Source organism: Gaoshiqia hydrogeniformans, from assembly GCF_049347105.1.
In the GTDB taxonomy this organism is placed as follows: Bacteria; Bacteroidota; Bacteroidia; order Bacteroidales; family Prolixibacteraceae; genus Gaoshiqia; species Gaoshiqia hydrogeniformans.
Map to the genome: position 1 here is coordinate 5,455,876 of NZ_CP186334.1, position 15,877 is coordinate 5,471,752.

Annotated in this window: 10 protein-coding genes; 7 read left to right on the top strand and 3 right to left on the bottom strand. The window is 49.9% G+C overall.

The annotated features are described in order from the left end of the window. Positions 1-61: 61 nt before the first annotated feature. From ACOIT5_RS21740 to ACOIT5_RS21770, 7 genes are all read left to right on the top strand, one after another. Positions 62-2,035 (top strand): glucoamylase family protein, encoded by a 1,974-nt coding sequence (locus ACOIT5_RS21740; protein WP_423128265.1) that lies wholly within the window; start codon positions 62-64, stop codon positions 2,033-2,035. A 4-nt stretch (positions 2,036-2,039) separates the two neighbouring features. Next, positions 2,040-3,392: a glucoamylase family protein gene (locus ACOIT5_RS21745; protein ID WP_423128266.1), complete on the top strand. Its 1,353-nt coding sequence runs from the start codon at positions 2,040-2,042 to the stop codon at positions 3,390-3,392. 75 nt (positions 3,393-3,467) lie between these two features. Further along, positions 3,468-4,949: a Gfo/Idh/MocA family protein gene (locus ACOIT5_RS21750; protein WP_423128267.1), complete on the top strand. Its 1,482-nt coding sequence runs from the start codon at positions 3,468-3,470 to the stop codon at positions 4,947-4,949. A 38-nt stretch (positions 4,950-4,987) separates the two neighbouring features. Further along, positions 4,988-5,737, top strand: a complete 750-nt coding sequence (locus tag ACOIT5_RS21755; RefSeq protein ID WP_423128268.1) for a 3-keto-disaccharide hydrolase — start codon at positions 4,988-4,990, stop codon at positions 5,735-5,737. 20 nt (positions 5,738-5,757) lie between these two features. Beyond that, the gene (locus ACOIT5_RS21760) at positions 5,758-7,476 is read left to right on the top strand and encodes a family 43 glycosylhydrolase (protein WP_423128269.1); all 1,719 of its coding nucleotides are present in this window, start codon (positions 5,758-5,760) and stop codon (positions 7,474-7,476) included. A gap of 10 nt (positions 7,477-7,486) precedes the next feature. Continuing rightward, positions 7,487-9,772, top strand: a complete 2,286-nt coding sequence (gene bglX / locus ACOIT5_RS21765) for a beta-glucosidase BglX (protein ID WP_423128270.1) — start codon at positions 7,487-7,489, stop codon at positions 9,770-9,772. 108 nt (positions 9,773-9,880) lie between these two features. Continuing rightward, the gene (locus ACOIT5_RS21770; RefSeq protein ID WP_423128271.1) at positions 9,881-11,509 is read left to right on the top strand and encodes a sulfatase family protein; all 1,629 of its coding nucleotides are present in this window, start codon (positions 9,881-9,883) and stop codon (positions 11,507-11,509) included. Between the two features lie 338 nt (positions 11,510-11,847). On the opposite strand, the gene ACOIT5_RS21775 is transcribed toward ACOIT5_RS21770, so the two are convergent. From ACOIT5_RS21775 to ACOIT5_RS21785, 3 genes are all read right to left on the bottom strand, one after another. Then, positions 11,848-13,431, bottom strand: a complete 1,584-nt coding sequence (locus ACOIT5_RS21775; protein ID WP_423128272.1) for a sodium:solute symporter — start codon at positions 13,429-13,431, stop codon at positions 11,848-11,850. A gap of 42 nt (positions 13,432-13,473) precedes the next feature. Beyond that, complete coding sequence (locus ACOIT5_RS21780; RefSeq protein WP_423128273.1) at positions 13,474-14,535, bottom strand: Gfo/Idh/MocA family protein; 1,062 nt, start codon at positions 14,533-14,535, stop codon at positions 13,474-13,476. Between the two features lie 217 nt (positions 14,536-14,752). Beyond that, positions 14,753-15,817 carry a hypothetical protein gene (locus tag ACOIT5_RS21785; RefSeq protein WP_423128274.1) on the bottom strand — a complete coding sequence of 355 codons (1,065 nt, stop codon included), beginning with the start codon at positions 15,815-15,817 and terminating at the stop codon, positions 14,753-14,755. Positions 15,818-15,877: the final 60 nt, after the last annotated feature.

Here is a 15,877-nt window from a genome sequence, read left to right on the forward strand (position 1 = left end):
ATTTATCCTGCTCAATCATTTATTGAGAAATCTGTTCGTTTTAACCAAAATTTGGAGATCGATGCGATATTTTCTTTTAATGCCATTTTTGTTTTTGCTTCTTTTGGCGTCGTGCGGAAAAGATGACCCCGAACCGGACAAAAATCCGGGGAAGCTCGGCATTACCTACGTTTATGTTGGCTCAACCGCATTACCGGCAACTGGTGCGGGCGAAAATGTCGCGCTCGACAAACCGGTTGAAATCAAGTTCGATAAAGCGCTGAATACCATTTCGGCCCAACAAAACATTCAACTGCTCGATGCCGGCAAGCAGAAAGTTTCGGTAACGTTTTCTTTTTTTAGCGACAACCAGCTGGTTAAACTTGCCCACGAACCCTTTACCGAAGGAGCCTCCTATTCGCTGAACATCTTAAACGGCTTAAAAGGGGAAAATAACGAAACATTCGGAGGACAGGTTTTCAATTTCACGACCCTCACGATGCCTTTGTTGCTTGAATCGGTTGTTATTGACGGATCAACTGTTAATCCGCTAAGCCGTATCCAAAACATTACCCGCAATCCGCAAATAATGCTGCTATTCAGTTCGCCGGTTTCCAAAGATGATCTTTCGGTTTATTCAACCTACAGTACCGGCGGAACTGCCATTGCCTACAGCCTTACCCAGGTGGACGAACGCAGCATCTCCGTTTCGCCTGACCAGACCCTGACCGGACTGACAAAATATCGTTTCTCGGTTACCTCGGGCCTGGAAAACCGGGTTGGAAAACCATTTGCCGGTTTTGATTTGAATTTTTACACCGAAGTCGATCCGACTCCAAAGTTCCCGGTGATCAGCGATGACGAGCTTCTGACCAAAGTACAGCGGCAAACATTTAAATATTTCTGGGATTTTGGACATCCGGTGAGCGGATTGGCCCGCGAACGCAATACTTCGGGCGAAACGGTCACGACCGGCGGTTCCGGCTTTGGCGTGATGACCATTTTAGTCGGCATTGAACGCGGATTTATCAGCCGGACCGAGGGCATGGAGCGTCTGGCTAAAATAGTTGATTTTCTGGGAAAAGCCGACCGTTTTCACGGAGCCTGGTCGCATTGGCTCAATGGCAGCACCGGAAAAGTGATCCCGTTTAGCCCAAAAGACAATGGCGGCGACCTGGTCGAAACGTCTTTCATGGCGGCCGGTTTACTGGCTGCCCGCCAGTATTTAAATCCTTCGGCCCCGGCCGAGAACGCGCTGATTGGTAAAATCAACGAACTTTGGAAAGCCATTGAGTGGGATTGGTACACCCAGGGAGGGCAAAAAGTCCTTTACTGGCATTGGTCGCCCAATTACAACTGGGAGATGAATATGAAAATCCAGGGCTATCACGAAGCGCTGATTACCTATATCATGGCGGCTTCGTCTGAAACTCATCCCATCCCGGCCGATGTATATCACCAGGGATGGGCACGCAGCGGCGGTATTGTTAATGGGAAACAATTCTATGGAATCAAACTGCCGGTAGGTTACGACTACGGCGGTCCGCTGTTTTTTGCCCATTATTCATTCTTAGGGATTGACCCCCGTAACCTGTCTGATCAATATGCCGCTTACTGGGAGCAAAACCGCAACCATAGCCTGATCAACCGGGCTTATTGTATCGAAAATACAAAGCAGTATGTGGGCTATAGCGCCTATTGCTGGGGACTGACTGCCAGTGATAACCACCAGGGGTATTCAGCCCATTCACCGACCAACGACCTGGGCGTAATTACGCCAACCGCCGCCTTATCCTCCATACCGTTTACCCCGGAAGAATCAATGGATGCCCTGCGATTTTTCTATTATCAACTGGGCGACCGGCTTTGGGGAGACTATGGTTTTTACGATGCATTTAATCTGACCGAGGGTTGGACCGCCGGCTCATTTCTGGCCATTGACCAGGGACCGATTGTCGTCATGATCGAAAATTACCGTACCGGCTTAATCTGGAATTTACTGATGTCGGCTCCGGAAGTGAAAGCAGGTTTAACCAAACTCGGATTTACTTATTAATACCATGAAGAAATTAAGAAGAAATATACTTGTCATATTCGCTGTATCAGCTCTCGGATTTGTGGCTTGTCATACAGGGAATAAAAATTCTGTGACAAACTCCGGTACAAATGAACGTTTTTCCGAAGACTCCCTCTTAAACCTGGTTCAGTACCAAACCTTTCAGTATTTCTGGGAAGGCGCCGAACCGGTTTCGGGCATGGCCCGCGAACGGATCCACCTGGACGGGATTTATCCTCAAAACGACCAGGACGTGGTCACCATCGGCGGTTCGGGTTTTGGCGTGATGGCCATCCTCGTGGGCATCGAACGCGGTTTTATCACGCGTGAAGAAGGACTGGCCCGCTTTCAGAAAATCGTTGGCTACCTGGCAAAAGCCGACCGCTTTTACGGCGCCTGGCCCCACTGGCTCGACGGCCCTACCGGCAAAACAAAACCCTTCAGCAAAAAAGACGACGGCGGCGACCTGGTCGAAACCGCCTTCATGATCCAGGGATTGCTCACCGTGGCCGAATATTTTAAAAACGGAAACGAAACCGAACAGCAGTTAGCGGCCGATATCAACACACTTTGGCACGAGGTGGAATGGGACTGGTATACCAAAGGAGAAGACGTCCTGTACTGGCACTGGTCGCCCAACTATGGCTGGGACATGAACTTCCCCGTGGGTGGCTACAACGAATGCCTGATCATGTATATCCTGGCAGCAGCCTCTCCAACCCACGCCATCAAGCCTGAAGTTTATCACAAAGGCTGGGCATTGAACGGAAAAATTGCCGATGCTATGGAATATTACGGCTTGAATACCGTATTAAATTTTTACGAACACGACGATGCCCCCACCGGACCGCTGTTCTGGGCCCATTATTCATACCTGGGTTTAGATCCCCGGGGGCTTACCGATACCTATGCCGGCTATTGGGAGCTGAACAGGAACCACGCGCTGATTCATTACCGCTACGCCCTGGATAATCCAAAAGGTTATGAAGGATACGGCGAAAAACAATGGGGATTAACTTCCAGTTACTCGATGAACGGCTATGCCGGACATCGTCCGGGCAACGATTTTGGGGTTATTTCGCCGACGGCTGCTCTTTCTTCATTCCCATACACCCCGGAGGAATCGATGCAATTTTTAAACTATTTATACTTCGAAGCCGACTCCCTGGTTGGAAAATACGGCCCCTATGACGCCTACAGCCATTCAAACAACTGGTATCTGCCCCGTTACCTGGCTATCGACCAGGGCCCGATCCCGGTGATGATCGAGAACTACCGGACAGGCTTGTTGTGGAATTTATTCATGAAAAATACTGACGTTCAGAATGGATTGAGAAAACTGGGGTTTAACTTTTAAATATGGGTTGAAAGCATCGGAACCGCTCAGAAAAGAGATTGATCAATTCAACCGGCAAACTAAAAAACGAAAAACATGGCACAAAAAAGGAATCTAAACAGACGAAAATTTATTTCTCAGACCACTGCTGCAGGTTTGGGATTGAGCATTGTTCCTGCCCATGTAATGGGCGGCCGGCAACGGGTTGCTCCCAGCGATAAAATCCATGTGGCTCTAATCGGCTCCGGCACACAGGCCCTAAAACAACTTCCGGATTGGCTGAAACGCGACGAGTTGCAGTTTATTTCGGTGTGCGACCCCAACCGCGAAAGTTACGACTACCCCTTGTGGGGACGGCCAATGGGCGAAAAACAGGGCGCTCCCGGCGGCCGCGAGATTGGCAGAAAGCACATCAACGATTATTACGCTCAACTGCATGGGAGTCATTCCTATAAGGGCTGTACCGTTTATGCCGACTTTAGGGAGCAACTGGAAAAAGAAAGCGGACTCGACGCCGTTTTTATCATGACCCCTGACCACCTTCATGCCACCATTGCGCTGGCTGCCATGAAGAAAAAATTAAAGGTTGCCACCCATAAGCCAATTGGCAACTTTATGGACGAAATCCGCCTGACATGTAATCAGGCCAAAAAAACCGGGCTGGCTACGCAATGTTTTGCATTCCAGGATCCGGCCGAACTTTACAAGCTGAAAGCATGGATTGACAGCGGTATCATTGGCAAAGTGAAGGCGATGCACCGCTGGACAAACCGCCCGATGTGGCCGCAGGGCTCGCCCTACCTGCCCGAAGAAAAACAAATCCCCGAGGGGTTTGACTGGCAGCTTTGGCTGGGGCCTTCAACCGACAGACCCTATTCGCCCGATTACACGCACACGGCGTTTCGCGGCTGGTACGAATTTGGCGCCGGGTGCCTGGCCGATATGGGCTATTACGGCTTTTGGAAAGACTGGCGGATGTTAAACCTGGGAATGCCGGTTACCGCCGAAGGCGCATCAAGCTTCACCTGCGAAATCCGGGATTTCAAAAGCGGCTGGGTGAAAAATGAATTGAGTTATCCTCATGCGGCAACACTTTACTGGGAAGTGCCGGTCGACGATACCGGCCAGATGATCGATGTATTTTGGCACGAAGGCGGGATAAAACCTCCAACGCCAAAATCGCTCGTTCAAAAAGGACTAAAAATGCCACAGGATGGCGTCATGTTCATCGGTGAGCGCGGGAGCATCCTGGCAAATTACGGCTATGAAAATCCTGTTTTGCTGGATGTAAAAGATGATGAGGTCGTATCTTCAATCAAAATTCCTGAACTTGAATTGATTGACCAGACCACTGAAATGATCCGCGCCTTTAAAGGTGGAAAACCGTCGAGGGGAAGTTTTGAGCAGGTACAAACGGTAGCCGAAGCCATCTGCCTGGGCAACCTGGCCATTCGTATGGACGACCGGCTGGAATGGGATAACAAGCTGATGACCGTAACCAATTTGCCCGAAGCCAACCAGTACCTCTCGCGGGTATGCCGCCAGGGATGGGAACTAACATTGATGATTGATGATTGATGATTGATGAAAACCGTAATCCGATAAATAAAAAAATCATGAGACGAATTTGCATTTTAACCACAGTGAGTCTGTTTCTTTTTTCTACCCTTGCTTTGGCACAGGTGAAAACACAGTTTGAAGCAGAGGGCTACACCAAATTGTTTAACGGCAAAGATTTGACCGGGTGGATCATCCCGGAAGGTGACAACGGTCATTGGTCCGTCATTGACGGCGTCATTGACTACGATGCCCGATCGGAAGCAAAAGGCGATAAAAACCTATGGACAGAAAAAGAATACCGGAATTTCGAACTGCACATTGAATGGCGTTTTAAAGGTTACGGCGACCACCTGTTCCCGCTTCCGACCATATTGCCAAACGGCGAATATTTACGCGATGAAAACGGAAAAATTATCGAGCCGTTGAGGCCAAATTCTGATTCGGGAATCTTGTTGAAAGATGTCGGTCAGGCGAACCTCTGGTGCTGGTCCGTCGGGTCGGGAGAATTGTGGTCTGTCAGAAACAACCAGTCGCTCCCGGCCGAAGTACGGGCAGCAGCAGTGCCAACCGAAAATGCCGACAAACCGGTTGGCCAGTGGAATGCTTTCGACATTACAGTCATTGGCGACCGGATTACAGTGGTCAACAATGGTATCACCGTGATCAACAATGCCTTGTACCCGGGATTGGATAAAGCAGGCCGTATTGGCTTGCAGCATCATGGCGGGATCAACGAAAAAACAGGGAAACTGCAGGGTGCATCCAGCCTGGTGCAATTCCGTAACATCCGGATTAAAGAATTATGAGGATCATCATCAATATAAAAATGACGAAAAAATTATTCGCCTGCATCGGGATAATCCTCTTGGGATACCAGTTTGTTGCAGCTCAGAAGCAGACTTACTGTAACCCGATCAACATTGACTATACCTACATGATTTACAATGCCCATAAAGATCTCTCCTACCGATCGGGGGCCGATCCGGCAGTTGTTGAGTTCAGGGGCGAATATTATATGTTTGTTACCCGCTCCATGGGTTATTGGCATTCCACCGATTTATTAAACTGGAATTTCATTGAACCCGAAAAGTGGTATTTTCAGGGAAGTAATGCTCCGGCTGCCTTCAATTATAAAGATTCAGTCCTGTATGTAGCAGGCGATCCCTCCGGTTCGATGAGTGTTTTATATACCGACGACCCCAAAAGGGGAAACTGGAAAGCCACGCCCGGAATTTTGAACCAACTTCAGGACCCTGCGCTTTTTATTGACGACGACGGGAAAGGATACATGTTCTGGGGTTCTTCAAACAAATTCCCGATCAGGGCCCGTACATTGGAAAAAAACCTTCGTTTCCGTCCGTCGGAAGAAGTGTACGAACTCTTTAACCTCAACCCGGAGAAACACGGCTGGGAGCGTTTCGGCGAAAACCATTCCGACACGGTTCTAGGCGGTTATATTGAAGGTCCCTGGATGACCAAATACAACAACAAGTATTACCTGCAATACGCCGCACCCGGCACCGAATTCAACGTGTATGGCGATGGCGCCTACATCAGCGATTCGCCCCTGGGGCCTTATTCATACATGCCCAATAACCCCTTCAGTTATAAACCGGGCGGATATATGAACGGAGCGGGGCATGGAAGTACCGTTGATGGTCCCGATGGCCTGTTCTGGCACTTCTCGAGCATGGCGCTGGCCGTAACAATTGGCTGGGAAAGGCGCATCTGCATGTTCCCGACCTATTTCGACCGGGACGGATTGATGTACAGCAACACCGCTTTTGGCGATTACCCGCATTTTGCGCCGGCTGTTACCGGAAAAGCCGGAACATTTGCCGGCTGGATGCTGCTTTCGTACAATAAACCGGTTAAAGCCTCGTCGCAATCAGACGGGTACCGCCCCGAAAATGTTGTGGATGAAAATTCAAAATCGTTCTGGCTTGCCGGTGAAAACAACGATCAGCAGTGGATTGAAATTGATCTGATCAATCCGGCCGCCGTTTATGCCATCCAGCTGAACTACGCCGATTACCGCTCAGACATGTATGGCCGGATTCCCGGACTGTTTCACCGCTATGTCATTGAAGGTTCGGCAGACGGCAAACGTTGGGAAACCTTAATTGACAAAAGCAAAAGCTATAAAGACACGCCCAACGATTACGTGGAGCTGGGCATCCCGAAAACAGTCAGGTACATTCGTTATAACAACATTCACGCACCTACTCCCCACCTGGCCATTTCCGGATTACGGGTATTTGGAAAAGGTGAAGGGAAAGCGCCCAAAACAGTCAAAAACCTCACGGTGAAACGTTACGATGACCGCCGCGACGCGCTGATCAACTGGGAAAAACAGGATAATTGCCAGGGATACAATATCTTATGGGGAATATCTCCCGACAAGTTATACAATTCCTGGATGGTTTACGATCAGCATTCGTTGGAACTAAAATGTTTGACCACCGATCAGGAATACTATTTTGCAATCGAAGCCTTTAACGAAAACGGCATATCAGGAAGATCAAAGATTTTAAAGGTTGAATAAAATAACGCATATGAAACAATTAGTAATTTTTTTAATAGCCATTTGGATATTATCCGGCTGTGGAGTAAAGGAAAAGGCATCGAGAGATGCGGAGATGGACGCATTCATCAGTAAACTGATGGACCGGATGACCCTGGATGAAAAAATCGGACAGTTGAACCTGATCACTCCCGGGGGCGGAATCCCCACCGGCGCAGCGGTGAGTACCGATGTGGAAGCCAAAATTAAAGCGGGCCGGGTAGGAGGCGTATTTGGAGTGACCGGGCCCGAAAAAGTAAGAATGACGCAGGAAATGGCCGTCAACGAAAGCCGGATGAAAATTCCGCTCTTGTTCGGTTCGGATGTGATTCACGGGTTTAAAACCACCTTCCCGATCCCCCTGGGCCTCTCGTGCAGCTGGGATATGAAACTGATTGAAAAAACAGCCCGGGTGGCAGCGACTGAAGCAACCGCCGACGGTCTGAACTGGAACTTCTCCCCCATGGTGGATATTTCGCGCGACCCGCGATGGGGACGGGTTGCCGAAGGCGGGGGCGAAGATCCTTACCTGGGCTCCAAAATTGCGGTGGCCATGGTGAAGGGTTACCAGGGCGACGACCTGACACAACCAAACACGATGATGGCTACCGTGAAACATTTTGCCCTTTACGGCGCCTCCGAAGCCGGCCGCGATTACAACACGGTAGACATGAGCCGCCTGCGCATGTACAACGACTATCTCCCACCCTACAAAGCGGCCATCGATGCCGGCGCGGGCTGCGTCATGTCGTCGTTTAACGATGTCGACGGCGTGCCGGCCAGCGGCAACAAATGGCTGCTGACCGACCTGTTGCGCACCGCCTGGGGATTTGATGGCTTTGTGGTTTCAGATTACACCTCGGTCAACGAAATGATTGCCCACGGCATGGGCGATCTTCAGGCCGTTTCGGCCCTGGCACTGAAAGCCGGTTTGGATATGGATATGGTTGGCGAAGGGTTCCTCACCACCCTCGGAAAATCGCTGGAAGAAGGGCTCGTCTCCGAACAGGACATCAACCAGGCCTGCCGCCGCGTTCTCGAAGCAAAATACAAGCTGGGACTATTTGACGATCCGTACCGTTATATTGACGAATCGCGCCCCGAAAAAGAAATACTGACTGCCGAAACCCGGAAAGCCGCGCGCGATGCAGCCGCCCGTTCGTTTGTGCTGCTGAAAAACGAAAACAACACATTACCCTTGAAAAAATCAGGAACCATTGCCCTGATCGGACCTTTGGCCGACAATAAAAACAACATGCTGGGCACCTGGGCAGTTTCGGGCAACCCGCAAAACTCCGTTCCTGTTTTAACCGGAATAAAAAATGTAGCCGGCGATAAGCTGAACATCCTGTACGCCAAAGGCGCCAATATTGCCGACGACCCGGAGTTTGCAAAAAAAATCAACGTGTTTGGCCCCCGCATCGAAATTGACGAACGCAGCCCCGAAACCATGCTCCAGGAGGCGCTTTCGGTATCGGCAAAAGCCGACGTACTTGTCGCCGTTATTGGCGAAGCAAGCGAGATGAGCGGCGAATCGAGCAGCCGGACAGACATCAGCCTGCCCGAAAGTCAGAAAAAACTGCTCCGCGCGCTTGCCAAAACCGGGAAACCCTTGGTGGTGGTACTTATGAGCGGCCGTCCGTTGGCAATGGAAGAAGAAAACGAACTGGCGGACGCCATTCTGCTGACCTGGCATCCGGGGATAGAAGCAGGACATGCGGTCGCCGATGTCCTGTTTGGCGACTACAATCCCTCGGGAAAACTGAGCATGACTTTTCCGCGCAACGCCGGACAGATCCCGATCTACTATAACCTCCGAAATACCGGCAGACCCGGAGCAACCGAGGAATTCAAAAAATTCGAATCATACTACCTCGATGTTCCAAACTCGCCTTTATATCCTTTTGGATATGGACTGAGTTATACCTCCTTCGAATACAAAAACCTTCAGTTAAGCCGTAACGAATTAACCGGCGGAGAAGAACTGGAAGTTTCGGTAGAAGTAAGCAATACAGGTGATTATGATGGCGAAGAAGTGGTCCAGTTATACCTGCGCGACCTGGTAGCCTCGGTTACCCGGCCCCTGAAAGAACTGAAAGGGTTTGAGAAAGTGGCCATTGGTAAGGGTGAAACCCAAAAAGTAAGCTTCAAACTAACAACCGACGATTTGGGCTTTTATCATCAGGATATGAATTTTGTAACCGAGCCGGGAGAATTTGAAGTTTTTGTTGGCGCCGGTTCCGAAAGTACGATGAAAGAAAAATTTACACTGAAATAATGCGATCAACCCGCAAACAAATTAACTTTAGAAAGATCCTGCCCGGGGCAAAAACGTCATTCTTCGGGCAAGATTCTTTCCCATGTTTAACCCCGTAAAACCAATCTGATGGAAAAACAAACAATAAAAGGAAAAGCCATTGCCGTATTTGGACTGGGAGCCTTAAGCCTTTTCGCATGTACAAGCCGGGAAGCTGAACCCCGGCGTCCGAACATTGTGTTTATCATGAGCGACGATCATGCCTACCAGGCCATCAGCGCATACAGCAACAAACTGATCGAGACTCCCCACATCGACCGGCTGGCCAAAGAAGGCATGTTATTTACGAATGCCTGTGTCACCAATTCCATTTGTGCGCCGTCACGGGCCACCATCCTGACCGGGAAACATACCCACCTGCACGGTAAGGTAGATAATGTTTTCCCGTTCGACACCACCAATGTCACCTTCCCTCAACTCTTTCAACAAGCCGGTTATCAAACTGCCATGTTTGGCAAGTTACATTTTGGCAACAACCCGAAAGGATTTGATGAATTTATGATTTTGCCCGACCAGGGCGATTACTATAACCCCGACTTCATCACCAACAAAGGAGATACGGTAATTAACGGCTACGTAACCGATATCATTACCGACCTCACCCTCGACTGGTTAAAAACACGCCGAAAAAAAGATCAGCCCTTCCTGCTGATGTACCTGCATAAAGCCCCGCATCGCGAATGGATCCCGGCCGAACGGCATTACAAAGAATTCACGAAGAAAACCTTCCCCGAACCGGAAACACTGTTCGACAATTACGAGGGTCGCGGAACTGCCGCCAAAACGGCTGAAATGAACCTGCTTCACCACATGACCATTTCGGCCGATAATAAAATCTACCCGGAAGTGGCCGAAGAACTCGGCATCAAAGAATCGTCGAACTGGGGTAAAAATGTTTTTCTGCAGAAATATTCGAGGCTGAACGAAGAGCAAAAAAAGCAGTACGACGCCATTTATCAACCAATAAATGAAGCGTTTAAAAAAGCTTACCCCAACATGACCGACGACGACCTGATGCGTTGGAAATACCAGCGTTACATGCAGGATTACCTGGCCTGCATCGCTTCGGTGGATGAAAATGTAGGCCGGGTACTGGACTATCTGGATCAAAACGGCTTAAGCGAAAATACCATCGTGGTTTATACCTCCGACCAGGGATTTTACCTGGGCGAACATGGCTGGTTTGACAAACGTTTTATATACGACGAATCGTTTAAAACACCCCTGCTGTTTCGCTGGCCCGACAAAATAAAAGCCGGATCAACATCGAACGAAATGGTGCAGAACCTCGACTTTGCCCAAACATTCCTCGAGGCTGCCGGCCTTCCCAAACCCAACGACATGCAGGGCGAAAGCCTGATCCCCCTGCTGACAGGCCAAAAGGAAAACTGGAACCGCGACGCCGTGTATTACCATTACTACGAATACCCGGGTTTCCACATGGTTAAACGGCATTACGGCATCGTAACCACCGAATATAAACTGGCCCATTTCTATTTTGATGTGGATGAATGGGAATTGTACGACCGGAAAAACGACCCGTTCGAACTAAAAAACGTGTATCACGACCCGGCTTATGCCGAAGTGGTTGATAAACTGAAAGAACAATTGGCCGAACTCCGGGTAAAATACCAGGATTCAGAGGATCTGGACCAAAAATACATCCAACGGTACCGCGAGCGGGGGCTGATCAAATAAGACGGATCCCGAACCTCTCATCCCGTTTGAGATATAAATTCGGCAAGGGGCAAGGGGCGTGGATCCGGGAGTCGGGAGTCGGGAGTTGGGAGTTGGGAGCTTGCTGTTTGCTTATAAAGCGCCAAAGTAAAACTGCGGCTTTCTCCCATCTTGGTCATTGGTCATTAGTCATTGGTCATTGGTCATTAGTCATTAGTCATTGGTCATTGGTCATTGGAACTTGCGGCTTGTTGCTAAAATCGGTAACCGGTTATTTCCCGTTGCTATCCAGTTGCCTGTCTGCCCCATCCCCGGGTGACGCCTCCTGCCAGGCGTCTTACCCAGGGTTACAACTAAGTTCAATGCCCGTTAAAAAGAAGATACAGGCCAATCATCACCACAATCAGGGCGGCCCACAACCACAATACTTTCCGGTTGGGTCGGCCAAGGTCGCCATAATCGAAATGGGGACGGGCTTCGGCCTCTTTTTCAGAAAGTGAAATCAGAAAAGTAAGTACCGCCAGAAAAACAAAAATGAAAAAAGACAACAATAAAAAGTGAGGCCAGAAGGTGTAGCTTTCTTTTGGAAAAATCCACAGGTAAAAAATCCCGGTGCCGATACTGATCAGCGTTCCAAACGACAAGGTAAAATTGACAGCCCGTGTAGTCGTGCGTTTCCACAGCACTCCAAACAGGAAGACTACGGCCATGGGCGGCGCTATAAATCCAAGGATTGCCTGAAAAATATCGAACAGGTTCAGCCCCTTGATGCTGTTGATCGCCAGGGTGAGCACAATGGAAACGGCGGCCCCCAAAACGGTAACCATGCGGCCAATCGAAACGACCTGCTTTTGCGAAGCCTGCGGCTTATATTTTTTCACGTAAATATCCATCGTGAACACGGTGCTCAGCGAGTTAAGTGCCGAGTCGATGGTACTCACCAGCGCGGCAATCAGTACGGCCATTACCATCCCGATCATGCCCGACGGAAGCAAACGGGTCACCATCGTCATATAAGCTTCATCGGGGTTCGAAAGGTTCGGGAATAACACAAAGCAGGTAATCCCGGGAATGATAAACAGCGCCACATCCAGAATTTTTAGCCATCCGGTAAAGTTGGCGCCCAGTTGTCCCTGTTTCAGATTTTTTGCCCCCAGTACCGACTGCACCATCGACTGATCGGTACACCAAAACCAGACGCCCATCACCGGGTAGCCCAGGATAATGGCCAGCCAGGGATAATTGGCATCATCAGCCGGAAGCAACAGATTCCAATAATGCGAAGGCGTATTTTCATAAATGGCCATCGGCCCGCCCGCTTTTATGATACCGACAATGGTTAAAATAGCCGAAACAACAATCAGCAATCCCATCTGGAACACGTTGGTATAGGCAATGGCTTTCAGGCCGCCGGCAATGGTAAAAAAGGCGGCAATCATTACCAGGATGATCACGGAAACCCACAGCGGAAGATCCAGGATTTGTCCCACCAGGATACCGCCGGCAAACAAGGTCAAGGCCAGCCACGAAATCAGGATGGTGACGAGCGTGTACCAGGCCAGGATATTACGGGTGGAATCTCCGAAACGTTTTCCCATAAACTCGGGAAGCGTTTGCACGCGGGCTCCCAGATAACGGGGAGCGAAAACCATCGCCAGCAAGAAAATAAAGACAAAGGCATACCAACCGAAATTACCGGCCACCACGCCGGTGGTATAACCAATACTGGCCGAGGCAATCAGCATCGAAGGCCCCACGTTTGTCCCCCACATGGTCAGCCCGATGCTCGGCCAACCCAGCGAACGCCCGGCAAGAAAAAGATTTTCACCTTCTTCGCGTTTTTTTACAAAACTTACCCAGTAGCCAATGGCGATCAGCACAAGCAGATACAGGGCTACGACAATAAAATCAATGGGTTGTAAAAAACTATTGATACTTTCCATGTTGTTTGTTTAAGGTGATTAGTCAGGTTTTTAGTTTGGGTTTTAAAACGAAATGTCTTTCAGCGAATCCTTTATCTTTACCGGCAAACCCGTTTCCAGTGACAGTTGCATGGCCTTCAGCACCGCAATGGTTCCGATGCCTTCCCGCAGGTCGGGATAGGCTGTTTGACCGCTTTCCAGGCAATCGGCAAAATATTCAAGGTAATTCTGGTACTCGCCGGCATGATGGGATTTTCCTTCAAAACGAAAATAATATTTCAGTTTTTCGTCAAAGGTGATCAGTTTTTCTTCGCCGGTTTTATCGGTAATGGCATAGCGCAGGTCCATGTAGTCGGCCTGGCTGCAACCTTCTGTCCCGCGCAGGATACAGCTCATCTCGCTTTCGCGGACCGTTGGCTGGACCGGGCACGAATAGGTTCCGCTTACCCGGGCAATACGCCCGTCGGCAGCTTTGAAAATGAAGTGCATGGTGTCATCATTTTTCAGTCCGCCGGCAGCCCCGTTCGGACTCAGCATGCCGTAGCCCATTACTTCGTCAAGATTGGGCAGGTACCAGCGCACCAGGTCAACCGGGTGGCTCAATCCGCCAAAAAGCCACCGGAAACTTTCCTGTAACGACCAGCCTTTGCCTAAAAACCAGCGGTGATCGGCATTGTAATGCGCCTCCACGGTGACCAGCTGCCCGATGTCACCGTTATCAAAATCAGCCCGTTGCCGTTTCATCGGTTCAAAAAAACGGGAACTTTGTCCTACAAAAACCCTCTTGCCGGTTTGCGCCGAAACAGCCAGCAATTCGGCTGCCTCATCCAGCGAATCGAGCAGCGGCTTGGTGCATACCACGTGCTTGCCATGCTGCAGGGCCATTTTTATGTGGGTAGCATGAAGGTGGTCAGGCGTATAAATACCAATCACGTCAATCTCCGGATCCTCCAGCATATCCTGGTAGTCTGTCGTATAACGATGAAAACCGAACTCCTTTGCCCGTTGTTTGCACAATTCTTCGTTGCGATCACAAATCGTATGCAACTTCCATTTTTCACTTTTCAGGGCTGCCGACATGGTGCTGCGCCCTTCTCCCAAGCCTAAAATTCCTAATCGAAGCATATAAAAAAAGTTTCAAATTCCAAGTTTCAAGTTCCAAGTTCCAAAAAATTTATCCAATGACCAGTGACCGGGAAAAGTACAAGTATTCAGTCCCAGTATTGAGTCGCGGTTTTACTCAGGTGCTTTTTAACTCCAAGCTCCATGCTCCATGCCCCAAGCTGCAATGACCAATTATCCAATGACCAATGGCCAGTAACCGTTAGCCAGAAGCCGGTTCTTACCGGTATTTCTCCACAATCTTCAAAGCCTGATCAATCTCATTTTCCGATTTGAAATCGACATTGAGATGCAGCCCCTGGTTCCCAACGTTATCCAGCAGCGGTTCCAGTTCGTCAAGGGTCACCCAGTTGGCCATCACCGACTTACCGCCGGCCAACATGCGTTTATACAAATTGTACCAGCAGGGATTGCCCCCCTGGGGCTGCCCCACTCCGGGTGTCCACTGAATGGCGTTCAGTTCGTCAATTTCAAGTAAGGCGTCCAGGTGGCGTTGGGCATCCACGCCGTCCAGGTGGTAAAGCGTGTAATCGATTTTCCGGCATTGCTCCCAAATATACGGCTGAACAAAACGCCGGTAATCGTCTTCCGAAATCATGATGGACAGGTCGCATTGAAGCTTGGAAACCTTGCCGGGCCCCCAGATCGAGAAATAGCAAAAGGCCATCTCATCGCCTTCGCGGATGATGTTGTAAATGCGGTCGAACACTTCGAAGTACACGTCGTTTACTTGCTGTAACTGTCGCTCCAGCCCTTCGGGATCCATGATCATGTCCATCATCACTTCGCTGGTCCCGCGGATGCTGGCCAGCACATCCAGTCCTTCCACCAAATCGGGGCAACCCACATAGTAGCGGCTGGCCGAGTTGGCTTTGCAGGCTTTCAGCAAATCTTCGTGCAATTTCCAATACGGGTCATTTTCATGAAACGTGAGGTTCAGCTCTTTGCCTTCCACATGTTTGATCCAGATGGTATCCTCACCACCATCGAGCGCCGCACCCATCATGGCAGCCAGTGAGCCCGGCCCCAGGTGCGTGTTGGCCACCGGCAGGATGTCGGCCTTAAACGAGCTGCGCGACAGCTGATCATGCAGGTTTGCAGCCCGCCATTGCGGGTCGAACCACAATTGCTGCAGGTCGCGGGCCGGTGCGGGCAGAGGAACCACTTCATGCGGGACACCATCTTTTTGCAGGTGTTCCCACATGCTCAGCACAATGCCTTTTCCGTTCCACCAGTCGATGTATCTTTTTTGGGATTCTTCCCAGTTGGTTTTCCAGGTTTTCATATTCGTTTCGGGTTTCCAGTTTCAAGTTCCAAATTTCAAGAGTACCAGTTTCTTCGACAT